A 21,510-nucleotide genomic window follows, 5' to 3' on the forward strand; every position below is an offset into this window, starting at 1 on the left:
GGTGCGCGCGTTGAAGATGGAGGTGCCAATCGCGGTGGCGCCGGCATCGTGGATGACGTACTCCACGTTGCGGCCCAGGATCGCATAGATCGGCGTGCGGCTGGGCGCGGCCGAGTCGATGCGGCCGATATTGACCACACCGAAGTCGCCGCTGATGCCGACGTAAGAGTTGCGGTAGACGGGCGAACTTGACGCTCCGGTGTCCGAAGAGATTCCCATCTCCAGGCCAAAGAGTGCTTTCAGCCCTCCGCCCAGGTCCTCGGTCCCCTTGGCTCCGAACCGGGACGCGTTGCCCGTGATGAGCGTCTGCGAGACCGAGCCGGTCTTCGAGTTCTCGAAGCTCGTATCCATCTTCCCGTAGATCGTCACCGTGCTTTGCGCCAGCGCAGTAACAGGGGTTATTGCACCGGCAGCAACCGCTGCCAGGCAGATCATCTTGTAATTCATTCCTCACTCCTCAAAGCTTTTATAGATAGCGGGAGATCAATCACCGCCGCGGGGGTATTCACGGGCAAAGTTCGCCCAGGCCTGAGAAGACATCGTCTTCAACAGGGCAGCAAATTCACAGGGCACAGGGTCGTGGACGTGCGCGTCAACCGTCTGGCTGCGGCATCGTGGTGGGGTGGTGAAGGTTCATGCGCGGCTATTCCAGAACAATCTTGTTGGCTTGGGCGACATCCTTGAAGAACCGGATGCGTTGAATGACTTCCTGCCGGTACTCGGCTGGCCGCACGTTCTCGGGCAGCATTGCGCCGCGTTTGCGCCAGGCTTCCAGCGTGTCCTTGTCGCGAAGAATGGTGCGCACCGCGTCGTAGAGCTTCTGGATGATGGCCTCGGGCGTCTTTGCCGGCGCTGCCAGCCCCGTCCATGACGTGAGGTTCAGGTCGGGCAGCTTGAGCTCGTCAAAGGTGGGAACGTCCGGCAACTGCGGCGCGCGCAGCGGCGAAGCGACGGCCAGTGCGCGCAGGCTTCCGCTCTGCAGCATGGCCAGGTTGGAGGGCAGGTTGTTCCAGGTCAGCTGGACTTGCCCCGAGAGCAGGTCCGTCAGTGCCGGTCCGGCGCCCCGGTAGGGAATGTGCGTGATGAACAGGCCCAGCTTCGACTTGAGCAGTTCCATGCTCAGGTGTGCCACCGAGCCATTGCCCGACGATGCGTAGTTCAATTTACCGGGGTTGGCCTTGGCGTAGCGTACAAATTCGGCAAAGGTCTTGACCGGGAGCTTGGCGCTGGCGACCAGCACGTTCGGCAGCCTGTCGATCAGCGTGATGTAGGCGAAATCGTTCACTGCGTCATAAGGCAGGTTGGGCGATACCGCGGGGTTGACTACATGGGTCGACTGCGAAGTGACGACCAGCGTATAGCCATCGGGCGCGGCCTTTGCAACAATGCCGGTGCCAATGGCGCCACCTGCGCCGGCCTTGTTGTCGATCACGACCGGCTGGCCCAGCAGCCTGCCCAGTTTGTCGGCCATTGCGCGTGCGGAGATGTCCACCGCCCCGCCCGGCGGGAACGGCACGATGAGGGTAATGGGACGGCTCGGGTAAGCCTGCGGCTGGCTGAATGCCGGGCACGCTACCGCGCCCGCCGCACCGGCCGCTATGCCCAGGAACTTCCGACGGCTTGGGATGGTGATCATGCTGTGTCCTTGAGGTTGACGTGGCGTTTCGAGTGAGTGGTTTCTTCCCTGATGTATCCCGCGATGGCCTGCAGCACCAGGTGAATGCGCTTCCTGAGTTCATGGAACTGCCGCTTTGGCTCGCGCGTCTTTTCGTCAAGGTAGAGCGCCCTGTTGATTTCGATCTGCAGGCTGTGCTGTCCGTGTGCGGGCCGGCCAAGAGTGCGCACCAGGTCTTGACCCGCATAGGGGTCGTTCAGTGCGACGGTGTAGCCTTGCCGCTTGAACTCGTCCCCGACGAAGTCAGCGAAAGCCGCGCTGCAGCTGGCGCCATGCAGGTTGCCCAGCACGATGTCGGCCAGCGGCTTGTCCGGCAACCCCAGGCGCACATACGCGTTGCTTGGCATGGAATGAAGGTTGAGGTGCCACCGTTCACCCTGCGGGGTGCTTGACTGGGCCAGCGCGTCCTCTAGCGCATGGCGATACGGCCGCCAGCAGCTTTCAATCCGGTGTTTGATTTCGCTGGCATGAAGCCGGCGGCTGTAGATCGGCTGTAGCGTCGGCGTCTTGCTGAACACCAGGCCGTTACCCAGCCGCAGGCAGGGTTGAGAAGGGGCCACCGGCTCAGCCCACTCGCCGTCCAGCATCGCAAGGTCGATGTCGTCCTCACTGCGGTTGGGGTCGATGTAGCTGCGCGGAAACGTCGCGTGCACCAGAGTCGCGCCGACCAGCGGCGCCGCGTCCCAAAGCTGCTCGATCAGCGTGTCCTCGCACTGCCGCAGTTGCTGCAATTCAATCGAGAAATCGAAGTCCTGCGGATAGTAGGTGCCGCTGTGCGGGGAGTCGCACACCAGTGCGATGGGATCAACGACGGGTCGGACGACCTTGACGGGTTCGGCGTGGGACATGGTTTGGCTCATGGCCGGCAGTTTGACGCCGCGAGTGCCGCGCGACAAACGACAATTTCAAAGCTGCTGATTAGATGATCTAATACGGTCATGAAATTCAAGTCGCCGTCGCTGGCTGAACTGCACGCGTTTCTCGGGGTCTGCCAATTGGGGAGTTTTCGCCGCGCGGCGGAGGTTCTTTCCGTCACGCAGGGCGCCGTCAGCCAGGCCATCCTGCGCCTTGAGCAAAGGCTGGGTTGCAGCCTGTTCGACCGCAACGCGACGGGCGTTGTGCCCACGGTCCGCGGGCGCGAATTCCAGAAGCTGGTTGAAACCCATGTCGCCGGGCTGGAGGCGGCCGTCACCCAGTTCGGCGGAGGGTCATCGCAACGCAAAGTGCGGGTGAGCGTCATACCAACCCTCGGAACGCGATGGCTGGTCCCCAGGCTCGCGCAATTCAAGTCCTTGAACCCCAATGTCGAGGTGGAGCTGCGCCAATTCCATTTCGACGAAGACTTCAAGCGCGACGACGTGGACCTGTGGATCGCGCTCAGGCGCCCGGGAAGAAGGTGGCCACGCGGTATCCGCGGATGCTATCTGCTGGGCAACGAGATCACGCCCGCATGCACACCCGCACTTGCGCGAAGCATTCAGCATCCGCGGGATCTCGCGGCGCATACCCTTCTTCATCACATCAACTACCCAGACAACTGGGCCGTGTGGATGGAGGGTGCAGGTTTAAAGCAGCCCAAGCCAGCATTGGGCCCGGGGTTCGATCTGGGCAACAACCTCATCGTCGCGGCATGCGCCGGCATGGGAGCCATCGTCATCCAGCCGTGCCTCATCGAGAGCGAACTCGAAAGCGGCAAGCTGGTCCTGCCCTTCGACACCCGGGTCCTGATCTCGCGCGGGTATTACCTTTGCCAACGATCCGCTGCCGCCCACAGCAATCGCGCCGTTGAAGCGTTTGCCTCATGGCTGCAAGAGCAGGCCGGCAACACGGCCGGCGCCTGACCTCTCCCAGGCGCTGCGATCAGGCTGCACCGGCCCCGTCCTCGCGGGCCGGCAGGCCCATGCCCTTGGGCAATCCCTCGCGCAGTGCTTCGATAAAGCGGCGCAACTTGGCCGGGTAAAAGTTCGAATAGGGGTAGATCAGGTAGACCGGCAGGGGCTCGGCACACCACTGCGGCGCCAGGTGTAGCAGCCTGCCATCGGCCACGTCGCCCGCCACCAGCCAGGTCGAAGCGATGCTCGCGCCCAGGCCCAGCAGCGTGGCGTTGCGCAGGGCAAACAGGCTGTCCGTGCCCAGGCGCGGCCGTATCGCAAAGCGGTGCTCTTCGCGGCGCTGGTCGGCATGGCGGCGGATCAGCACCACCTCGTTGCGGTAGAAGGTTTGCAGCGCCAGCCAGGGCAGGGCCTGCAGATCGGCTGGATGCATCGGCAGCGGCTTGTCTTGCAGCAGGGAAGGTGCGGCCACCACGATGCGCCGGACTTCGGCAATCTTCACGGCCACCAGCGAGGGATCTTCTACCGCGCCCACGTGCACCGCGCAGTCGATGCCCTGCGTGATGAAGTCGGGTGTGCCGTCATGCAGCAGCCACTCCACCGTGACGCGCTCGTGGCGCCGCAAATAGTCGACCACCGGCCCCACCAGCTGCTGCTGGCCCAGCGCATGCGGTACCACCACGCGCAGCGTGCCTTCCGCCACTTCCTGGGTGCCGCGCAGGTCGGCCTCAAAAGCCCCCCAGTTGCCCAGCAGCTCCTTGGCACGGGCAAAGCAGCGCTCGCCGCCCTCCGTCAGTTTCATCGCGTGGGTGGAGCGCTGCAGCAGCTTCAGGCCCAGCGAACGTTCCAGCGCCTGAAGGCGCCGGCTGACTGTGGGTTGCGTGGCGTTCATCTGCGCTGCGGCGGCGGACAGGCTGCCCGCCTCCACGATGCGCACAAAGGTCTGCATGAGTTCGATCCGGTCCGGCGCGGTTTTCATGAGGTCTCCCAGGTTGCTTATGCGTTTTACGTATGACCATTGTGCCCAATAGCAGCCTTCACAGCGCAAAACCCCGCCCGCATACTCGCGTCCTGCCTCAAATCGGGATTTTCCTCATGATTTCTACAGCTAATACGCATGACCAAACCGGGCCCGGCTTGCCGTTCCCATTGATTCTCCTGCTCGCCACCGGTGCCGGCCTGGCCGCGGCTTCGCTCTATTACAGCCAGCCCATGCTGGCCTTGCTGCTTGCTGAATTCAAGTCCACCCCCGCCGCCATCGGCCTGGTGCCCACACTGACAACGCTCGGTTACGCGCTGGGCATCGGGCTACTCGCGCCGCTGGGCGACCGCTATGACCGCCGGCGCATCATCCTCGGCAAGGCCGCCGCTCTGGTGCTGGCGTTGCTGCTCGCCGCCGCCGCGCCGTCCGTGGCGGTGCTCGCACTGGCCAGCCTCGCGATCGGTCTTGCGGCCACGCTGGCACAAGACATCGTGCCGGCCGCCGCCACACTCGCACCCGAAGCCCAACGCGGCAAAACCGTCGGCACCGTGATGACCGGCCTGTTGCTGGGCATTCTGCTGTCGCGTGTGGTGGCCGGCGTCGTGGCCGAGCAGTTCGGCTGGCGCAGCATGTTCGTGGCCGCGGCCCTCAGCATCGCGCTGCTGGGCGTGGCGGTGTGGCGGCACCTGCCGCGCTTTGCACCCACCACGCAGCTGCCCTACCTGGCGTTGCTCGGCTCGCTGGCCACGCTGTGGAAGTGCCACGGGGCGCTGCGCCGCGCGGCCGTCGCACAGGGCTTGATCAGCATCGGCTTCAGCGCCTTCTGGTCCACGCTGGCCATCATGCTGCACGCCGAGCCCTTCAACCTGGGCAGCGGCGCCGCCGGCGCCTTCGGCCTGGCCGGTGCCGCCGGTGCGCTAGCCGCGCCGCTGGCCGGCCGCATCGCCGACAGCAAAGGCCCTGAAGTCGTGACCCGGCTGGGCGCCGCGCTGGTCGTCGCGGCCTTCATCGCCATGGCCCTGGGACCTAACCAGCTGTGGCTTATTGCCTTGGGCGCAGTGGTGTTTGACCTGGGCGCGCAGGCCACGCTGATTGCTCACCAGACCATCGTCTACGGCATTGAACCCGCCGCGCGCAGCCGGCTCAATGCGGTGCTGTTCATCGGCATGTTCAGCGGCATGGCCGGCGGTGCGTGGCTCGGCAGCATGGTGCTGGCGCACACCGGCTGGCAGGGCGTGTGCGTGATGGCCGCGGTGTCAGGTGCGGCAGCACTGGTGGTGCGGATGTGGCCTGCCAAAAAGTATGCGCCCTGTGCTGCCTGACGCTGAATATCGTTCCGGTACTTCGCCGCAAAAAAAGGCCTCGTGAGAGGCCTTTTTTCATTCACAAGACAACGCTCAGGCGGCCAGCTCTTCCCGCGTGTAATCCGTCGAAGCCGACAGCGCCTTCCACGTCTTTACCTCGGCCTCCACAAACGCATGCTTGTCTGCAATCACTTTCAGCGTGTCGGTGCCCATCGGCAGCCGCAGCGGTGGGGTGTCGGCCTCCACCAACTTCAACATTGCCTGCGCCAGGCGCAGCGGGTCGCCCGCCTGGTTGTGGTTGATCTCTTTGGCAGCTTCGCGCACCCTGCCCGCGCTTTGGGCGTAGTCGTCCAGGATACGTGGCGACACTGCCAGCGAGGCGTTGTCCAGGAAGTCGGTGCGGAAGTAACCCGGCTCCACGCTGGTGACGTGAATGCCCAGCGGCGCCAGTTCGCCATGCAGTGCTTCGGTCAGGCCTTCCACCGCAAACTTGGTCGAGCAGTACACGCCAAACCCCGGGCCGGACTGGTAACCGCCCAGCGACGAGATGTTGATGACGTGGCCGCTGCGGCGCGCACGCATGGTTGGCAGCACAGCGCGTGTTACGTTCAGCAGGCCGAACACATTGGTCTCGTACAGGCGCCGCACCTCGTCGCCGGTGGCTTCTTCCACCGCGCCCAGCAGGCCGTAGCCGGCGTTGTTGACCAGCACATCGATGCGGCCAAAACGTGCCAACGCGGCTTGCACGGCGGCCGCCGCCTGCGCCTCGTTGGTCACGTCCAGCGGCAATGCCAGCAGCGCGTCGCTCGCGGGAAATCTTTTTTGCACTGAGGCGGCGTCGCGCGAAGTCGCCACCACCGCGTCGCCATGCGCCAGCGCCGCTTCGGCAATGCGCGCGCCAATGCCGCGCGCTGCGCCGGTGATCATCCAGATACGTTTGAAGTCAGTCTTTGCATTCATGGTCTTGCCCCTTAAAAAATGTTGCTGAGGAGGGCAATGTAGGTTTTTGATTGCGTGCTGAATAGATGGCAATCGGTGAGTTCATAATCAAGTTAATCGTGACAATCAGGGGCTTGCTTCCCGTAAAACCGCCAGGAGCCGCCATGGCCTTCAATGAATTGCGCGCCGTTTCCACTTTCGTCCGGGCCGCCGAACTCGGCAGCCTGCGCCAGGCCGCCGCTGCACAGGCGATCACGCCGCAGGCCGCCAGCCAGGCGCTGGTCCAGCTTGAACAGCACCTGGGCGTGCGCCTTTTTCACCGCACCACGCGCAGCCTGAGCCTCACCGAAGAAGGCGAGCAGTTCCTGCAGGCCGCGCAGCCCGGCCTTTCGACGCTGCAGCGAGCACTGCAGGGCGCCCGCCGCACGCGCGAAGAAATCGCCGGGCCGCTGCGCATCGTCGCGCCGCGCTCCATCATGCTCGAGGTGTTGTGGCCCGTGCTCGAGGAATACTGCCGCCGTTATCCGCAGGTGGATCCCGACATCCAGATGGACGACCGCATCGGCAACTGGGTGGAAGACCGCGTCGACGTCGGCTTTCGCGCCGGCGCGCCGCCCGCGGGCGGCATCATCTCGCGCCGCATCCTGCCGCTGCAACTGGTGGTGTGCGCGTCACCCGCCTACATCGCGCAGCATGGCGCGCCCCAGACCATCGAAGACCTGGCCGGGCACCGCTGCACGGGCTTTCACCACACGGGCACCGGCAAGACCATGCCCTGGGAGTTCAAGGTGGGTGAAGAAGTGGTGGCCCGTACCGTCGCCGCGTCCTTCCTCACCAATGACGTGGACCTTGAAGCCCGCGCTGTCGTGGCCGGCCAGGCCATCGGCCAGCTGATCGGCGCCACCGCTGCGCCGCTGGTGCGCGCCGGCCGGCTGGTGCCGCTGCTGACGCGGCATGTCACCGAGCATCTGGGCCTTTATGTCTATTACGGCAGCCGCAACGCGCAGCCTGCCCGTGCGCGAGCCTTCATCGACCTGGCGGTGGAACGGCTGGTTGGCAACACGCAGTTCTACCTGGAGCCGCATGAATTGCGCCCGCATGCTATCGCGCGGAAAACGCGTCGCGCCCGCGCGGCCGGCTGACCCGGCTGTCGCGGCATCAACGTCGCGCAGACATCTCTTTCTGTATCTTTCTTATCCATCGGTTTGTGTGCAGCCGTTTTCTTGGCGTCGCCTACAGCCGCGTTAGCCCACGGCTGACGCACGGCGGCCCGATGCGGGAATAGATTGGGGGCCTGTACGGACGCATCAGGAAGAATAAAAAGTGTCAGCTATCCCGCGCCTTCGCTCCGCCTTTTTCACCGGCCTGGTGCTCGTGCTGATCGGAGGGGTGCTGGCCTTGCCGGGCATCTGGCTGGTGGTGCTGGGAGGCTCCTGGTATTACCTGGTGGCCGGCCTGGCTTTTGTATTGACGGGCGTACTGTTGATCCAGTACGGACCGATAGCGTTGTGGACCTACGCGCTCCTGCTGGTGGGCACGCTCGCATGGGCGTTGTCGGAAGGCGGGCTTGACTGGTGGCCGCTGGCTGCGCGGGGGGGTGTGCCATTTCTCATTGGCCTCTTTCTGCTGACCCCCATGCTTGCCCGTGCCATGCAGGCCGAAGTGCCGGGCCAATCCGGCGTGCGCGCCGGCCAGTGGGCGCTGGGTGCCGCGCTGGCGCTCTTCTTTATTGCGTCGGTGGCAACCTGGCTGCATGATGCCAACCGCGTGACGGGCATGCTGCCGTTGCCGCCCACCGGCGCATCGGCCGCGCGCACGGCTGATGCCGTACCTGCCGGCGAATGGCATGCCTACGGGCGTACCGGCCAGGGGCAGCGGTATTCGCCGCTCAGCCAGATCACCCCTGAGAACGTGGAAAACCTGGGGCTGGCGTGGCAGTACCGCACCGGTGACATGCGCGGCCAGCCTGGTGACCCGGCAGAAACCACCTTCGAGGTGACCCCGCTGAAAGTGGGCAACCGGCTTTTCCTGTGCACGCCGCATCAGTCCGTCATTGCGCTCGATGCCACCACCGGCGCGGAAGCCTGGCGTTTTAATCCCGAAATCCAGGGCAAGCTCGCACTGCAGCACCTGACCTGCCGCGGCCTGTCTTACCAGCCGCCTGCCGCTGCGACTGCGACAGCCGCCGCTAACTCCACCGACTGCCCGGCCAAACTGTTCATGCCCACGGCAGACGGCCGCGTGATTGCCCTGAACCCCGACACCGGAAAGGTCTGCCCCTCTTTCGGCGGCGGCAAGGGGCAGATCGATCTTTGGGCCGGCATGCCCAACGTCAAGCCCGGCGCTTACTACTCCACCTCGCCAGTGGTGGTGACATCAAAGCTCATCATCGTGGGCGGCACGGTGCTCGACAACGTTTCCACCAAAGAGCAGTCCGGCGTGATCCGCGCTTACGACATCAACACCGGCGCGCTGGTCTGGAACTGGGACTCCGGCAAGCCGGACGCCACCGCTCCGCTCGCGGCGGGGCAAACCTACACCGCCAATTCGCCCAACAGCTGGTCCGTTTCCAGCGTCGACGAAGCGTTGGGCATGGTCTATGTGCCGCTGGGCAACCAGCCGCCCGACCAGTGGGGCGGCCAGCGCAGCCCCGCGGTGGAAACGTATTCGTCGTCCGTCGTCGCGCTGGACCTGGCCACCGGCAAGGTGCGCTGGAACTTCCAGACCGTGCACCACGACTTGTGGGATTACGACGTGCCGGCCCAGCCCAGCCTGGTAGACCTTACCGTGGGCGGCAACCGGGTGCCCGCACTGGTCCAGCCCACCAAGCAGGGCGAGATCTTTGTGCTGGACCGCCGCACCGGCACGCCGCTTTTGCCTGTTGTGGAAACAGCGGCACCGCAGGGAGCCGCGCAGGGCGACCGCACCGCGCCCACCCAGCCGAACTCGGCGCTGTCGTTCAACCCGCCGCCGTTGACGGAGCGCGACATGTGGGGCGCCACCCTGTTCGACCAGCTCTATTGCCGCATTGCTTTTCACCGGCTGCGTTATGAGGGCCGCTTCACGCCGCCTTCCACGCAAGGCTCACTGATCTATCCTGGCAACTTCGGCGTGTTCAACTGGGGCGGCGTGGCGGTGGACCCGGAGCGGCAGATGGTCTTCGCCACGCCGACCTACCTGGCCTTTGTCTCCAAACTCGTGCCGCGCACGGACGACACCAGCCTCCTTGTGCAGGGCAAGGAGCGGCCCGAAGGCAGCCTGCCCTCGCTCAATGAAAACTTCGGTGCGCCCTTTGCTGTCAAGCTCAGCGCGTTTGTGTCGCCGCTGGGCATTCCGTGCCAGGCGCCGCCCTGGGGCTACGTGGCCGGCGCCGACCTGACGACGGGTGCGATTGCCTGGCAGCATAAAAACGGCACTGTGCGCGACCTGTCGCCCGTGCCCCTGCCTTTCCGCATGGGCGTGCCCAACCTGGGTGGGCCCCTGACCACAGCGGGCGGCGTCGCCTTCCTGTCCGGCACGCTGGACTACTACCTGCGTGCCTATGACGTGAATACCGGCAAGGAAATCTGGAAGAGCCGCCTGCCCGCCGGCGGGCAGGCCACCCCCATGAGCTATACCGGCGCCGACGGCCGGCAATACCTGCTGGTGGTGGCTGGCGGTCACGGTTCGCTCGGCACCAAGGCGGGCGACTATGTCAGGGCGTACGTGCTTCCGGCGGGCAGCTGAGGCCGCGAATCAGCACGACTCACGACCGCTAGCCCAGCGGTGCTACGCCAGAGCCTTGACCCATTCCCGCGGAGAGACACCCGTCTTCTGCAAAAAGAGGCGTGACAGCGCCGAGGCACTGGCGTATCCCAGCTGCACGGCAATGGCCTTCAGCGATTGGCCATTGCGCAGCTCGGCCTGCGCAACGGCCAGCCGCCACGTCGCCAGATAGTTCGCGGGCGTTTGCCCCACTTTTTGTTTGAACAACGGTGCAAACGCACTGCGCGACATGCCGGCCGATTGCGCCAGGCGCTCAAGGCTCCACGCATGGCCCGGGTTTTCATGCACCGCCGCCAGTGCACGCGCCAGTCGCGGTTCGGCCAGCCCGGCCAGCAGACCCTCGGGTGCGTTGCCTTCCTCCGGGTGGTCCAGCAGCCAGCGCAGCAGTTGCAGCAGCAACACCTCAAATAATCGGTCGGCCAGCAGCCGCTGGCCGCAGCGCACCTGCGCGGTCTCGGCAAACAGCAGGGCCAGCGTGTGCTCCAGCCCCGGTACGCGCGCCAGCGGCAATACCACCAGGGCCGGCAGCGCACGTGCCAGCGGGTGGCTGGCGCCCCCGTCGAATGCCAGCGTTGCGCAGGTGAAATCAGCGCCCTCCACCGGCGCATTGTGAAAGTCGTGCGCCAGCGGCCGCGGGTAAAACACCAGGCTGGGCTCGCTCACCTTCACTCGCCTGGGCGCACCCGTTGCCGCGCGGTGCGTCACCACCATGGTCCCGCGGCGCATCACGTGCAAAAAGCCCAGCCCGGCCTCTGGCGTGAAGCGTGTCACGCCGCACAGCGGCCCGTTGTGAAACATGTGGGCCCGCACGCGAAAGCGTTCCATCAGGCCGGAAAGCCGGTCAATTCCTTCGGAGGGCGTGGTCATGTGTGGGCTGGCGTTGAGACTTGATTGGACGGTAAGGATGATTTGATGGACGAATTCATCCAATAAGTCCTGATTGTCGCGCGAAACTTCTTCCTGTGCAGCGAGCGCACCCACAAGCCCCGCCGCGCGAAATGTCATCCCTCAACCACGACTCTTCAATCTCCAAAGGACTTCACATGTCACGCATTCCATTGATCGACCGTAACGCCACCTCCGCCGATCGCAAAGCCCTGCTCGATCAGGTCACCCAGGCCTTCGGTGCCACGCCCAATATGTTCAAGGCCGTCGCCAACTCCCCCGCCGCACTCAAAAGCATGTGGGGCTCGTTCGGCGCGCTGGGGGGCGGTGTCATCAACGCCAAACTGGGCGAGCAGATCGCCGTGGCAGTGGCCGACCGCAACACCTGCGAATACTGCCTGGCCGCGCACACGGCGCTGGGCCGCAAGGCCGGCGTCAGCGCTGAAAGCATGGCCGCTGCGCAGCGCGGTGAATCCGCCGACCCGGCCACCGCTGCGGTGCTGGCGTTTGCACTCAAGCTGGTGAATGAACGCGGCAATGTGTCCGAGGCCGATGTGCAAGCCGTTCGCCAGGCCGGCTTCAGCGACGAGCAGATCGTGGAAATCCTCGCGCATGTGGCGCTCAACCTTTTCACCAACTACGTCAATGTGGCGTTTGCGGTGCCGGTTGATTTCGCGCCCGTCAAGTTGAGTCGAGCCGCTGCCTGACGCTTCGCCGCCCGGGTCTTTGACCCGACGTGCGCGATCTGCGGCATGCAGGCCGCGCTGAAAGTATTTTTGAAAGCCTTCATGCAAACCAAAAATTATTCTCTCGCACCCGCCTGGCACATCGCGCACTGGCTCAACACACCGTCGCCCATCGCCCTCGAATCCCTGCGCGGCAAGGTCATCGTCATGCACGCCTTCCAGATGTTGTGCCCGGCCTGCGTGAGCCACGGCCTGCCGCAGGCCGTAGCGATACGCCAGGCATTTCCCGAAACGTCGGTCGCCGTCATCGGCATCCACACCGTGTTCGAGCATCACCGCGTGATGAACCATGAGGCGCTGCAGGTATTTGTGCATGAGCAGCGTCTGCATTTTCCCATCGGCGCGGACTTGCCTGCAACGGACGGCCCCGTCCCGCAAACCATGGCGGCTTATCAGTTGCGCGGCACACCCAGCCTGGTGCTGATCGACAGGCAGGGCCATTTGCGGCTGAGCCACTTCGGGCACCTGGACGATCTGGCCGTCGGTTCGGCCATAGGGCAACTGCTTGCCGAGACCGCTGGCGAAGTCACGAATACAGTTTCGCCCCCGCCGCGAATTCCGCCTTGAACACCTCGGCCACCCAGTCGGCAAAGGCGCGCACCTTGGCCGTCAGGTGGCGGTTGCGCGGGTACAGCACCATCATCGGCAGCGCTTCGGGCTGCCAGTCGGGCAGCACGCGCACCAGTTCGCCGCTGGCCAGCAGCGCGCAGGTGCGGCGTGTCAGCGGCGGCTGTGACAAACCCAGCCCGGCCAGCACCGCACCCATGTGGCTGTCGGCGTCGTTGCAACTGACCCAGTGCGGACGGTGAATCTGCCGCACGTCGCCGTCCCTGGAAAACTCGAACGGAAACACCCGGCCGGTCTTGGCAGAATGAAAGTTCACGAAGCGGTGCTGTTCCAGGTCTTCCAGCGTCTGCGGTGTGCCGTACTGCGCCAGGTAAGAAGGCGCGGCGCAGGTCACCACCTTCAGCCGGCCCAGCGGCCGCGCCACCAGCGTCTCGTCGTGCACCAGGCCGCCGCGAATCACGCAGTCCACGCCTTCAGCCACCAGGTCCACCGGCCTGTCGGTACTACCCAGTTCCAGCACCATGTCGGGGTAGCGTTTGAAAAACTCCGGCAACGCCGGTGAGATCACGTGGCGGCCCACCGCCGCCGGCACATCCACCCGCAGCCGCCCGGCCGGCGTGGCCACTGCGCGGCGCAGCGTGCCTTCCAGCTCGCCCATGTCCTGCACCATGGCCTGCGCGCGCTGGTGGTACAGCGCGCCGTCGTCTGTCAGGCTCAAGGTGCGCGTGGTGCGGTTCAGCAGGCGCACTCCCAGGTGCGCTTCGAGTTCCTGCACCACCGTCGTCACTCTGGCTTTGGGCATGTGCAGCGCTGTGGCTGCCGCAGTAAAGCTGCCAAGGTCCACCACGCGGGTAAAGACTTCCATCGCCCTGTAGCGATCAACACTCATGATTACTGGCCTTATTGTTCTTTAAATAGGTAACAGTTATTTCAATTAAAGGCAGTTTATTCTTTTTATTCAAACCAATACAGTTCATTCACCTGCCCATCCATGCATTGATTCACTTTTTATGAAAAGGCTCCCCATGACCACCAACATCCTGTCTTCCACCCGCCTGGGCTTTCGCGGCCCGCAATCCGTCTCGGCCATCGGCCTGGGCGCCATGGGCATGTCGGGCATGTACGGCGCCCACGACGAGGCGCAAAGCATCGCCACCATCCATGCCGCGCTCGACGCAGGCGTCAACCTCATCGACACCGGCGACTTTTACGGCATGGGCCACAACGAGATGCTGATCGGCCGGGCGCTGAAAGGCCGGCGCGATGAAGCGCTGATTTCCGTCAAGTTCGGCGCGCTGCGCGACCCCAGTGCCGGCTGGATCGGCATGGACGGCCGGCCCGAAGCGGTGAAGAACTTCCTGGCCTACACGTTGCAGCGCCTGGGCACCGACCACATCGACATCTACCGCATCGCGCGGCTTGACCCGAACGTGCCGATCGAAGACACCATAGGCGCGATGGCCGACATGGTGAAAGCCGGTTACGTGCGCCACATCGGCCTCAGCGAAGTCGGCGTGCAGACCATCCGCAAGGCGCACGCCGTGCACCCCATCAGCGATTTGCAGATTGAATATTCGCTGGTCAGCCGCGGCCCCGAGGCGGAAATCTTTCCCGCGCTCAAGCAGCTGGGCATCGGTGTCACGCCCTACGGCGTGCTGTCACGCGGTTTGCTGTCGGGCTCCAAACCCACGGGGCCTGGTGACTTCCGCGCCCACCTGCCGCGCTTTACCGGCGACAACGCGGTGAAGAACCAGCAGCTCGTTGATGTATTGCACCAGCTGGCCACCGGCATGGGCGCCACAGCATCACAGATAGCGATTGCCTGGGTCATCGCACGCGGCAAGGCCCTGGGTGTCGACATGGTGGCGCTGGTCGGTTCCCGCAAGCCGGGCCAGCTTGATGAAGCGCTGGGCGCGTTGAAACTTCAGCTCAGCGCCGAAGACCTGCAGCGCATTGAAGCCGCGCTGCCCGCCGACGCGGTGGCCGGCACACGCTACGACGCCTACCAGATGGGCCACCTGGACAGCGAGAAGCAGGCGTAAATTGATGCAAAATTAGCCTGCAACCCATACAGGTAGAGCGCAAGCGGCTATCAATTCAGGAGCAACCGCCGGCGTGAAAACGAGAGACGTGAAACTTAAATCACGTTCTTTTCTACCAACGCACGCCCTTCCACCAGCCGCTGCGCCGCCAGCGGCGACAAGTCCAGGCTGGTGTAGCCGCCTTCGGCAATCCACTCCGCCAGGCCCCGCCCCACCGCCGGCGACTGCTGCAGCCCGTGCCCACTGAAGCCATTGGCCAACAGCAAATTCGGCAAGGCCGGATGCGGGCCCAGCAGCGCGTTGTGGTCGTGCGTGTTGTATTCATAGTAGCCGGCCCAGGCGCGCTGCATGCGCACGGCCTCAAAGCCCGGCACGCGGTTGGCCAGTGTCAGCCAGGCTTCGTCAAAAAGGTCGTAGTCCACATCGAGCGGCACATCGTTGTGGTCTTGCGCCGGCGGCAGACCGCAAATCCAGATGTCGCCTTCGGGCCGAAACCACAAACCGCTCGGGTCAATCACCAGCGGGCAGTCGGGCGTCTTCGCGGGGCTGGCAAATGCATACACACAGCGCTTGCGGCCATACACCGGCAGGTCAAGGCCTGTGCCGGCCAGCAGCGGCCGCGCCCATGCGCCTGCCGCATTCACGGCCCAGTCGCACGGCAGCTGCGCGCCGCCCTGCAGCATCACGGCGCTCACGCGGCCGTTGCTGTGCGCGAAGGCCGTGGCCTCGGCCTTCACATACTGCACACCCAGGCTGCGCGCTTTTTGCTTGAAGGCCATCAGCAAACCATAGCCGTCAAACCAGCCTTCGCCCGAAAGGCCGAGCGACGCCAGCGCCAGGTCGTCCACCTGCAGCCACGCAAAGCGCTGCTGCAGCTCGGCAGGTGTCATCAGCATCACATCCACACCGGCTGCGCGCTGTGTCGCATGATTCTCTTGCAGCGTGGCCGCGCCGGCTTCAGTGGCAAGGTACAAATAGCCGCGCTCGGTCAAACCAATATCAGGCACATCACCATCGACGGCCAGGTACTGTTTGATGTTGCGTAAAAAATCAATGCCGAACTGCGACACCGCAATGTTCACCGGCTGTGAAAACTGTTGGCGAATCGAGCTGGCCGACAGCGCTGAAGAGGCTTGCGCATACGTGGGGTCACGCTCGACGACAGTGATGCTGCCGTCAAAACGCGGATGCGTTGCCAAAAAATAGGCGATGGCGCTGCCGATCACGCCGCCACCGACGATGACGATCTTTTGTGCGGATGTTGCGGGGTTCATGCTGGTGCTTCATTCATTACACAGTGGAAGCGCCACATCCTACAGGCCAGCGCGAAACGGGGCGGTATTGTCGTCATACAGCGACAAGCGATGTAAGGCGCAGGTGTGTTGTGCAACGGTGTGTATGCCCGGTCAACAGTGCCGCACCCCATCCCGTTGAACACGGGCTACGTGATATCAATAATTTCAATCATCCATCCATCCATTCAAAGGACTCTCTCATGAACAAATTGCTCGCTACTCTTATTGCTACCCTGTTTGTCGGCATTGCTTCTGCACAAACACCGGCACCTGTCGAATCGTCCACGCAAACCGCTCCGGTTGCCAGCAAGGCTGAAGCCAAGGCCGACAAGTCTGTGACGTCTGCTGTTAAAAAAGAAGCCAAGGTAGACGCCAAGGCCGATGCGAAGGTCGAAAAGGCAGAAGCCAAAGCTGCAGAGAAAACCGCGAAGGCAGATGCCAAGGCCGCTAAAGCCAAAGCAAAGGCCGAAGCCAAGGTTGAGAAGGCAGACGCTGACGACAAAGCCAAGGCCAATACCAAAGCTGAAAAGGCCACCACCAAGGCAGATGCCAAAGCAGCCGGCGTCGCCATCGATGCCAACGCAAAGGTGGATACCGTGAAGGCCAAAGCCGCCGCCGACAAGGCCAACGCTGCTGTCGACACCAGTGCAGTCAAGGCAGAAGCCAAGACCGACGTCAAGGCAGCCGGCACCAAGTAAGCGGCAACGCGGGTCATATGCCCGCTGATACCCGCTGATCCAAAAAGACAGGCTGAGGCCTGTCTTTTTTTTTGCCTGTCTCCTTGTGACCGCACGCGTCGCAGCCCTTCCTTGTCCCTTGTCAGCGCATTCCGACTTTCCAGGGCTCCAGTGGCTGTCACTGAGGAGCCTCGCCTGCCTCGAGCATGGAACTTTTGACACCAGGAGATTCCCATGCACATCATTCTTGGCGGAACAGGCCATGTCGGCTCGGCGCTGGTCAAACGCCTTATCGGCGCGGGCGAGCCTGTCACCCTCATCACACACGACCCCAAAAAATCTGGCCGGGTGGGCAAGACCAAACACGACGTACCCCAACGCGCGAAGGTCGCGCTGGCCGACGCTCACGATGCAACATCACTGCGCAAGGTGTTCCAGCAAGGCACGCGGCTTTTTCTGCTTAATCCGCCGGCGGCTCCCTCAACCGACACCGATGCCGAAGAGCGCAGCACGGTGATGTCCATCATTGAGGCATTGCAAGGTACACGCTTCGAGAAGATCGTGGCCGAGTCCACCTATGGCGCCCAGCCCGTTCAGCGTGCGGGCGACCTCGGCATTCTTTACGACATGGAAAAATCCCTGGAGGCACAAGCTGTGCCGTTCAGCGTGATACGCGCGGCCTACTACATGAGCAACTGGGATGCAGCGCTGAAGACCGCGCAGGATGAAGGTGTGATCGACTCCATGTACCCGGCGGACTTCAAGCTGCCCATGGTGGCGCCGCAAGATCTGGGTGAGTTCGCCGCGCGCCTGATGACCGAGCCCGCCGGCAAAACCGGCATCTTTTATGCCGAAGGCCCCGAGAAATACAGCCCAGGCGATGTGGCCGCAGCCTTTTCAGAAGCGCTGGACAAACCGGTCTCGGTGCGCGTTACACCGCGCGAGAAGTGGGTAGAGGGCTTCAAGGCCATGGGCTTTTCGCCCACTGCGGCCCAGTCCTATGCGGCCATGACAGAACTTACGCGGGACCATCCCTACTCCGCCGATGCGCCCGTGCGCGGCCGCACCACGCTGCGCGCGTATGTGCGGGCGCTGGTGGACGGGCAGGGTGGCTAGCGCATCCAAGCCGGCCGGTGGGCTCAGCTCAGCGGCTTGTTCACAAATTCAATCACCAGCCCCCGCGCCGTCACGGTGATGCGGTCAGGTTGCACGCCCATGCTGTTGGGCAATGCCAGGTCCTGCGGGTTGAGTGAATGCAGCACGGCGCCCTGCAGTGCTTGTTCCGCCAGTTGCGGGCCGTAGCCTGACACCAGCATCGATGCCTGCGGGGGCAGGCCCTCAAACTGCAAGGTGTTCACGCGCAGCTGGTGCGCGCGTATGGTCATGTCGCTGGCTTCGTAGCGCAGCGCAAAGTCCAGGTCAAAGGTGCCGGGGTAGGCGCGCTGCAGCGCAGGGCCGGCGGCTTCCACCGCCATGGTGGCGCCCAGCCGGTTTTGTTCGGTCAGCAGGCGCAGCTGCGGCGCCTGCACGGTCATGTCCAGCAGGCCGTTGGCGCGTTTGCGTACCGGAAAGCGCTTGCCCACTGCGTCCTGTAGCTGGGCCATGCTGACGGTGTAGCTGGGCTGGGCCTGTGCGCCCGTCAGGGTGAAATACACAGCGCCACCCAGGCACAGCCGTGCGGTGGTGGCAAGAAGCAGTCTTCGTTTCATTCATTGTCCTTTCACCCAGGAATAATGCGCCTGGCATTCCGCCGCACATGTCATTCAAAAGCCCGCATCAGGGTCAGCGTTCAACCGATGAAGGTTAAGCTGCCGGCAACAGCGGGGCGCGGTTTGATATTCCTGTATGGTCGGCCTGATGCGAATGCTTTTGACTTTCCTGCTGTTTCCGGCCGCCACGCTGGCGACGGCGCAAGCCACCAAGAGCGAGCAGGATGCGCTGGCCCTGGCGATCAGGTCGCAGCGTGTCCTCAATGAATACGCCATCGGGGCCATGGAGCCGGAGGCCATGAAATACGCCCAGCGGCTGCGCCTGACCCAGGCCGCGCTGGACGGGCAGCGCAAGCAGTGGCCTGCGGCCAAGGAAGGGCCTGATCCGTTTGATCAATTCCGGCCTTGCAAAAACGGGCTTGAAAAAGCGTCTTACCTGGCCGGCCTTTCCGGCATGAAGGCGGTCCGCACGCTCGATGACAAGGTTTTTCATGCTGAGAAGGCCAAGCTGCAGAAGCTCCGCGCCGAGTGCGATGCGCTCATCAAGCGCGCCAACGCAGAGCGGTAAGCCGCCTGTGGTTGAGTCGCCTTAGCGGCCCACCACCGACCAGCCGGCCTTCTGGTTGGTCTTGTCGTTCTCATATTCCCAGGCCGTGCCGCAGCGGTCGCACTTGTAGCGGGTGATGGTGATCAGCCCATGGCGGCGGGTTTCATGGCGGGGGTCGCCCTGCACCAGTTCCGGGTGGCCCGGCGCCTTGCGCCAGTTGCGCTGTATGCCGGCGCAGGAGTCGCACAACTCCATTTTCTTGAGTTCACTGGCGCGGTTGGGGTCTTGGGTCATGGGCTGCTTTGGAATCGGTTGTTGACCCCGATTGTCGCCGGTGCGGGGCTGCGCAAAATGAGGCGACCCTGTTGGCGCTGGGGCGATCATTTGACCGGCACAGGCAGCAGGCCTATTCTTGAATTGCCCAGTCACTTCATTCGGGAGATACATCATGTACAAGCGAATTTTGCTGGCTTACGACGGTTCCCAATCGGGCCAAAAAGCGCTGCTGGACTGCCGCGAGATCGCGCAGTGGAGCGGGGCGGCATTGACGCTGATTGCCGTCACCCCCCTGCAGCGGCAGGTGGTCGCCGCTGAAGGCGTGATCTATGAACAAAGCGTCGCCGACCAGGACAGGGAAAGATACCAGGGCATCCTCAACGACGGCTTGCGCCAGTTGCTGGAGTCAGGCCATGAGGCTGGGGGCGAGGTGTTGTACGGCGAAACCGTCGATGAAATCGCGAGGTACGCCAAACAGATGAACGCCGACCTGATCGTGGTCGGCCACAAGCACCTCGAAGGCTGGGCCGCACGCTGGTGGCGCGGCTCGGTCTCCAAATCGCTGATCGCACATGCTCCCTGTAGTGTGCTGGTGGTGATTCCCCGCTAAAGGCAAGGCGCGGGTCCGGTCCGCCCCAATCGGCCGGTCAACAAAAGGGTTTCCAAAGAGGGCTTGACTTAGAGCGCGCTCTAAGTTTTACAGTCCCCACATGACTACCGCTCCCACCGTCTCTTTAAGCATCGCCGAAGCCGCGGAAGCCTCAGGCCTCAGCGCCTACACCCTGCGCTACTACGAGCGGATCGGCCTCATCGCCCCCATAGGCCGGCGCAGCGGCGCGCGGCGCTACAGCGACGCCGACATGCGCTGGCTCGACTTCCTGGTGCGCCTGCGCGCCACCGGCATGTCCATGCGTGACATGCAGCGTTATGCCCAGCTGCTGCGCAAAGGCAACTCCTCCGCCGCCAGCCTGGCCGAGCGCCAGACCCTGCTCGAAGACCATGCCGAGCGCCTGGAAGCCGAGATACGCACCCAGCGCGAAACCCTGGCCTACATCCGCAAAAAAATCCGTCTCTATGAGGGCATGCGCACCGAACCCAAGCGCGCGTGAGCCCTTCTGGAGCCGTTTTCACCATCCACTTCACCTTCCATCCCAAAGGACGAAAACACCATGATCAAAACCCGCACCCTCGGCCGCAACGGCCCTCCCGTCTCCGCCATCGGCCTCGGCTGCATGGGCATGAGCGACTTCTACAGCAACCGCGACGACGCCGAGTCCATTGCCACCCTTCACCATGCGCTGGACCAGGGCCTCAATTTCCTCGACACCGCCGACATCTACGGCCCGCACACCAATGAACTGCTGATCGGCAAGGCCATCGCCGGCCGCCGCAAGGACGTGTTCATCGCCACCAAGTTCGGCATCACCCGAGATCCGAACAACGAAAGTGCCCGCGGCGTCAACGGCCGGCCCGAGTACGTCAAGGCCAGCTGCGACGCCAGCCTGCAGCGTCTGGGTATCGACCAGATCGACCTCTATTACCAGCACCGCGTCGACAAGACCGTGCCCATTGAAGACACCGTCGGCGCCATGGCCGAGCTGGTGAAAGCCGGTAAGGTGCGCTATCTGGGTTTGTCCGAAGCCTCGGCCGCCACGCTGGCGCGTGCCTGCAAGGTACATCCCATCGCCGCGCTGCAGAGTGAATATTCGCTGTGGACACGCGACCCCGAAGTCACCGGCGCCCTGGCCGCCTGCCGCGAGCACGGCGTAGCCCTTGTCCCCTATTCGCCGCTGGGCCGCGGTTTCCTGACCGGCGCCTTCAGCAAACCTGAAGACCTGCCCGCCGACGACTACCGCCGCAAGTTCTCGCCGCGTTTTGCCGAAGAGAATTTCCAGCGCAACCTGGCCCTGGTGGATGCCGTCAAGGACCTGGCCGCGGCAAAGGGCGTCACCGCGTCACAAGTGGCGCTGGCCTGGGTACTGGCGCAGGGCGACGACATCATTCCCATCCCCGGAACCAAGCGCCGCAGCTACCTCGACCAGAACATCGCCGCACTCGACGTCACGCTGAGCCCGGCCGAGCTGGTCCAGCTCGACAAGGCCTTTCCGCCCGACGCAGCTGCCGGATTGCGCTACCCCGCGTCGTTTCTGGGCACGGTCAATGTGTGACACAGGCTGACATCCTTACGGAGGCAAGCCAACGGACTCCGCCTGCGCTGAACCCGGGCCGTAGAGTTCTATTCAGTGAAGCGTCCCGGTTCTGTGTTCCC

At 63.9% G+C, this 21,510-nt stretch carries 23 protein-coding genes; 13 read left to right on the top strand and 10 right to left on the bottom strand.

The window, feature by feature from the left end; genetic code table 11:
• From AC1DVV_RS22770 to AC1DVV_RS22780, 3 genes are all read right to left on the bottom strand, one after another.
• Positions 1 to 447: porin (locus AC1DVV_RS22770; RefSeq protein WP_477707262.1), on the bottom strand; the 447-nt coding region annotated here is incomplete at its 3' end.
• Between the two features lie 196 nt (positions 448 to 643).
• Positions 644 to 1,636, bottom strand: coding sequence for a Bug family tripartite tricarboxylate transporter substrate binding protein (locus tag AC1DVV_RS22775; protein ID WP_477702647.1), 993 nt, complete (start codon positions 1,634 to 1,636; stop codon positions 644 to 646).
• Complete coding sequence (locus AC1DVV_RS22780; protein ID WP_477702648.1) at positions 1,633 to 2,523, bottom strand: N-formylglutamate amidohydrolase; 891 nt, start codon at positions 2,521 to 2,523, stop codon at positions 1,633 to 1,635. The genes AC1DVV_RS22775 and AC1DVV_RS22780 overlap by 4 nt, the downstream gene beginning before the upstream one ends.
• A gap of 90 nt (positions 2,524 to 2,613) precedes the next feature.
• On the opposite strand from AC1DVV_RS22780, the gene AC1DVV_RS22785 reads away from it, so the two are divergent.
• Entirely contained in the window at positions 2,614 to 3,516 is a 903-nt protein-coding gene (locus AC1DVV_RS22785) for a LysR substrate-binding domain-containing protein (RefSeq protein WP_457281975.1), read from the top strand.
• Between the two features lie 19 nt (positions 3,517 to 3,535).
• On the opposite strand, the gene AC1DVV_RS22790 is transcribed toward AC1DVV_RS22785, so the two are convergent.
• Positions 3,536 to 4,486, bottom strand: coding sequence for a LysR family transcriptional regulator (locus AC1DVV_RS22790; RefSeq protein WP_477689747.1), 951 nt, complete (start codon positions 4,484 to 4,486; stop codon positions 3,536 to 3,538).
• Positions 4,487 to 4,602: 116 nt separating this feature from the next.
• Here AC1DVV_RS22790 and AC1DVV_RS22795 point away from each other — a divergent pair, with 116 nt between their 5' ends.
• On the top strand, positions 4,603 to 5,811 hold the full coding sequence (locus AC1DVV_RS22795) for an MFS transporter (protein ID WP_477689748.1): 1,209 nt from the start codon (positions 4,603 to 4,605) through the stop codon (positions 5,809 to 5,811).
• A 75-nt stretch (positions 5,812 to 5,886) separates the two neighbouring features.
• On the opposite strand, the gene AC1DVV_RS22800 is transcribed toward AC1DVV_RS22795, so the two are convergent.
• On the bottom strand, positions 5,887 to 6,753 hold the full coding sequence (locus tag AC1DVV_RS22800) for an oxidoreductase (protein WP_477689749.1): 867 nt from the start codon (positions 6,751 to 6,753) through the stop codon (positions 5,887 to 5,889).
• A gap of 143 nt (positions 6,754 to 6,896) precedes the next feature.
• On the opposite strand from AC1DVV_RS22800, the gene AC1DVV_RS22805 reads away from it, so the two are divergent.
• The gene (locus AC1DVV_RS22805) at positions 6,897 to 7,874 is read left to right on the top strand and encodes a LysR family transcriptional regulator (RefSeq protein WP_477702649.1); all 978 of its coding nucleotides are present in this window, start codon (positions 6,897 to 6,899) and stop codon (positions 7,872 to 7,874) included.
• A gap of 181 nt (positions 7,875 to 8,055) precedes the next feature.
• Positions 8,056 to 10,458: a glucose/quinate/shikimate family membrane-bound PQQ-dependent dehydrogenase gene (locus tag AC1DVV_RS22810; protein ID WP_477702650.1), complete on the top strand. Its 2,403-nt coding sequence runs from the start codon at positions 8,056 to 8,058 to the stop codon at positions 10,456 to 10,458.
• A 42-nt stretch (positions 10,459 to 10,500) separates the two neighbouring features.
• On the opposite strand, the gene AC1DVV_RS22815 is transcribed toward AC1DVV_RS22810, so the two are convergent.
• Entirely contained in the window at positions 10,501 to 11,364 is an 864-nt protein-coding gene (locus AC1DVV_RS22815; RefSeq protein ID WP_477702651.1) for an AraC family transcriptional regulator, read from the bottom strand.
• 176 nt (positions 11,365 to 11,540) lie between these two features.
• On the opposite strand from AC1DVV_RS22815, the gene AC1DVV_RS22820 reads away from it, so the two are divergent.
• Both AC1DVV_RS22820 and AC1DVV_RS22825 read left to right on the top strand, forming a co-directional pair.
• On the top strand, positions 11,541 to 12,089 hold the full coding sequence (locus tag AC1DVV_RS22820; protein ID WP_477649651.1) for a carboxymuconolactone decarboxylase family protein: 549 nt from the start codon (positions 11,541 to 11,543) through the stop codon (positions 12,087 to 12,089).
• Positions 12,090 to 12,170: 81 nt separating this feature from the next.
• The gene (locus AC1DVV_RS22825; protein WP_477702652.1) at positions 12,171 to 12,695 is read left to right on the top strand and encodes a peroxiredoxin family protein; all 525 of its coding nucleotides are present in this window, start codon (positions 12,171 to 12,173) and stop codon (positions 12,693 to 12,695) included.
• On the opposite strand, the gene AC1DVV_RS22830 is transcribed toward AC1DVV_RS22825, so the two are convergent.
• Entirely contained in the window at positions 12,655 to 13,584 is a 930-nt protein-coding gene (locus AC1DVV_RS22830; RefSeq protein ID WP_457281988.1) for a LysR family transcriptional regulator, read from the bottom strand. The two genes, AC1DVV_RS22825 and AC1DVV_RS22830, sit on opposite strands and share 41 nt — an antisense overlap.
• 136 nt (positions 13,585 to 13,720) lie before the next feature.
• Here AC1DVV_RS22830 and AC1DVV_RS22835 point away from each other — a divergent pair, with 136 nt between their 5' ends.
• The gene (locus AC1DVV_RS22835) at positions 13,721 to 14,737 is read left to right on the top strand and encodes an aldo/keto reductase (RefSeq protein WP_477702653.1); all 1,017 of its coding nucleotides are present in this window, start codon (positions 13,721 to 13,723) and stop codon (positions 14,735 to 14,737) included.
• A 95-nt stretch (positions 14,738 to 14,832) separates the two neighbouring features.
• On the opposite strand, the gene AC1DVV_RS22840 is transcribed toward AC1DVV_RS22835, so the two are convergent.
• A complete protein-coding gene (locus AC1DVV_RS22840; protein ID WP_477707263.1) occupies positions 14,833 to 16,011 on the bottom strand; it encodes an NAD(P)/FAD-dependent oxidoreductase in 1,179 nt (392 codons plus the stop codon).
• A 221-nt stretch (positions 16,012 to 16,232) separates the two neighbouring features.
• On the opposite strand from AC1DVV_RS22840, the gene AC1DVV_RS22845 reads away from it, so the two are divergent.
• Both AC1DVV_RS22845 and AC1DVV_RS22850 read left to right on the top strand, forming a co-directional pair.
• Positions 16,233 to 16,730: a hypothetical protein gene (locus tag AC1DVV_RS22845; RefSeq protein WP_477649658.1), complete on the top strand. Its 498-nt coding sequence runs from the start codon at positions 16,233 to 16,235 to the stop codon at positions 16,728 to 16,730.
• Positions 16,731 to 16,943: 213 nt separating this feature from the next.
• Positions 16,944 to 17,825 (top strand): NmrA family NAD(P)-binding protein, encoded by an 882-nt coding sequence (locus tag AC1DVV_RS22850; RefSeq protein WP_477702655.1) that lies wholly within the window; start codon positions 16,944 to 16,946, stop codon positions 17,823 to 17,825.
• A gap of 23 nt (positions 17,826 to 17,848) precedes the next feature.
• On the opposite strand, the gene AC1DVV_RS22855 is transcribed toward AC1DVV_RS22850, so the two are convergent.
• Positions 17,849 to 18,418: a DUF1439 domain-containing protein gene (locus tag AC1DVV_RS22855; RefSeq protein WP_477702656.1), complete on the bottom strand. Its 570-nt coding sequence runs from the start codon at positions 18,416 to 18,418 to the stop codon at positions 17,849 to 17,851.
• A 148-nt stretch (positions 18,419 to 18,566) separates the two neighbouring features.
• Here AC1DVV_RS22855 and AC1DVV_RS22860 point away from each other — a divergent pair, with 148 nt between their 5' ends.
• The gene (locus AC1DVV_RS22860) at positions 18,567 to 18,986 is read left to right on the top strand and encodes a hypothetical protein (protein ID WP_477707264.1); all 420 of its coding nucleotides are present in this window, start codon (positions 18,567 to 18,569) and stop codon (positions 18,984 to 18,986) included.
• Between the two features lie 21 nt (positions 18,987 to 19,007).
• Here the strand turns inward: AC1DVV_RS22860 and AC1DVV_RS22865 are convergent, their stop codons facing one another.
• The gene (locus AC1DVV_RS22865) at positions 19,008 to 19,259 is read right to left on the bottom strand and encodes a hypothetical protein (RefSeq protein WP_431099316.1); all 252 of its coding nucleotides are present in this window, start codon (positions 19,257 to 19,259) and stop codon (positions 19,008 to 19,010) included.
• Between the two features lie 154 nt (positions 19,260 to 19,413).
• Here AC1DVV_RS22865 and AC1DVV_RS22870 point away from each other — a divergent pair, with 154 nt between their 5' ends.
• The 3 genes from AC1DVV_RS22870 (at position 19,414) to AC1DVV_RS22880 (ending at position 21,409) form a co-directional block, all read left to right on the top strand.
• Positions 19,414 to 19,851 carry a universal stress protein gene (locus tag AC1DVV_RS22870; RefSeq protein WP_477702658.1) on the top strand — a complete coding sequence of 146 codons (438 nt, stop codon included), beginning with the start codon at positions 19,414 to 19,416 and terminating at the stop codon, positions 19,849 to 19,851.
• 100 nt (positions 19,852 to 19,951) lie between these two features.
• A complete protein-coding gene (locus AC1DVV_RS22875; protein WP_457281996.1) occupies positions 19,952 to 20,350 on the top strand; it encodes a MerR family transcriptional regulator in 399 nt (132 codons plus the stop codon).
• 60 nt (positions 20,351 to 20,410) lie between these two features.
• Positions 20,411 to 21,409: an aldo/keto reductase gene (locus AC1DVV_RS22880; RefSeq protein WP_477702660.1), complete on the top strand. Its 999-nt coding sequence runs from the start codon at positions 20,411 to 20,413 to the stop codon at positions 21,407 to 21,409.
• The last annotated feature ends 101 nt before the right edge of the window (positions 21,410 to 21,510 follow it).

The organism is Polaromonas sp. P3_B4, from assembly GCF_056402835.1.

What these genes read in the sequence shown, in the direction of transcription:
- AC1DVV_RS22775 (WP_477702647.1), bottom strand. Translation starts at nt 1,636, where the DNA reads ATGATCACCATCCCAAGCCGTCGGAAGTTCCTGGGCATAGCGGCCGGT.
- AC1DVV_RS22780 (WP_477702648.1), bottom strand. Translation starts at nt 2,523, where the DNA reads ATGTCCCACGCCGAACCCGTCAAGGTCGTCCGACCCGTCGTTGATCCC.
- AC1DVV_RS22785 (WP_457281975.1), top strand. Translation starts at nt 2,614, where the DNA reads ATGAAATTCAAGTCGCCGTCGCTGGCTGAACTGCACGCGTTTCTCGGG.
- AC1DVV_RS22790 (WP_477689747.1), bottom strand. Translation starts at nt 4,486, where the DNA reads ATGAAAACCGCGCCGGACCGGATCGAACTCATGCAGACCTTTGTGCGC.
- AC1DVV_RS22795 (WP_477689748.1), top strand. Translation starts at nt 4,603, where the DNA reads ATGATTTCTACAGCTAATACGCATGACCAAACCGGGCCCGGCTTGCCG.
- AC1DVV_RS22800 (WP_477689749.1), bottom strand. Translation starts at nt 6,753, where the DNA reads ATGAATGCAAAGACTGACTTCAAACGTATCTGGATGATCACCGGCGCA.
- AC1DVV_RS22805 (WP_477702649.1), top strand. Translation starts at nt 6,897, where the DNA reads ATGGCCTTCAATGAATTGCGCGCCGTTTCCACTTTCGTCCGGGCCGCC.
- AC1DVV_RS22815 (WP_477702651.1), bottom strand. Translation starts at nt 11,364, where the DNA reads ATGACCACGCCCTCCGAAGGAATTGACCGGCTTTCCGGCCTGATGGAA.
- AC1DVV_RS22820 (WP_477649651.1), top strand. Translation starts at nt 11,541, where the DNA reads ATGTCACGCATTCCATTGATCGACCGTAACGCCACCTCCGCCGATCGC.
- AC1DVV_RS22825 (WP_477702652.1), top strand. Translation starts at nt 12,171, where the DNA reads ATGCAAACCAAAAATTATTCTCTCGCACCCGCCTGGCACATCGCGCAC.
- AC1DVV_RS22830 (WP_457281988.1), bottom strand. Translation starts at nt 13,584, where the DNA reads ATGAGTGTTGATCGCTACAGGGCGATGGAAGTCTTTACCCGCGTGGTG.
- AC1DVV_RS22835 (WP_477702653.1), top strand. Translation starts at nt 13,721, where the DNA reads ATGACCACCAACATCCTGTCTTCCACCCGCCTGGGCTTTCGCGGCCCG.
- AC1DVV_RS22840 (WP_477707263.1), bottom strand. Translation starts at nt 16,011, where the DNA reads ATGAACCCCGCAACATCCGCACAAAAGATCGTCATCGTCGGTGGCGGC.
- AC1DVV_RS22845 (WP_477649658.1), top strand. Translation starts at nt 16,233, where the DNA reads ATGAACAAATTGCTCGCTACTCTTATTGCTACCCTGTTTGTCGGCATT.
- AC1DVV_RS22850 (WP_477702655.1), top strand. Translation starts at nt 16,944, where the DNA reads ATGCACATCATTCTTGGCGGAACAGGCCATGTCGGCTCGGCGCTGGTC.
- AC1DVV_RS22855 (WP_477702656.1), bottom strand. Translation starts at nt 18,418, where the DNA reads ATGAAACGAAGACTGCTTCTTGCCACCACCGCACGGCTGTGCCTGGGT.
- AC1DVV_RS22860 (WP_477707264.1), top strand. Translation starts at nt 18,567, where the DNA reads ATGCGAATGCTTTTGACTTTCCTGCTGTTTCCGGCCGCCACGCTGGCG.
- AC1DVV_RS22865 (WP_431099316.1), bottom strand. Translation starts at nt 19,259, where the DNA reads ATGACCCAAGACCCCAACCGCGCCAGTGAACTCAAGAAAATGGAGTTG.
- AC1DVV_RS22870 (WP_477702658.1), top strand. Translation starts at nt 19,414, where the DNA reads ATGTACAAGCGAATTTTGCTGGCTTACGACGGTTCCCAATCGGGCCAA.
- AC1DVV_RS22875 (WP_457281996.1), top strand. Translation starts at nt 19,952, where the DNA reads ATGACTACCGCTCCCACCGTCTCTTTAAGCATCGCCGAAGCCGCGGAA.
- AC1DVV_RS22880 (WP_477702660.1), top strand. Translation starts at nt 20,411, where the DNA reads ATGATCAAAACCCGCACCCTCGGCCGCAACGGCCCTCCCGTCTCCGCC.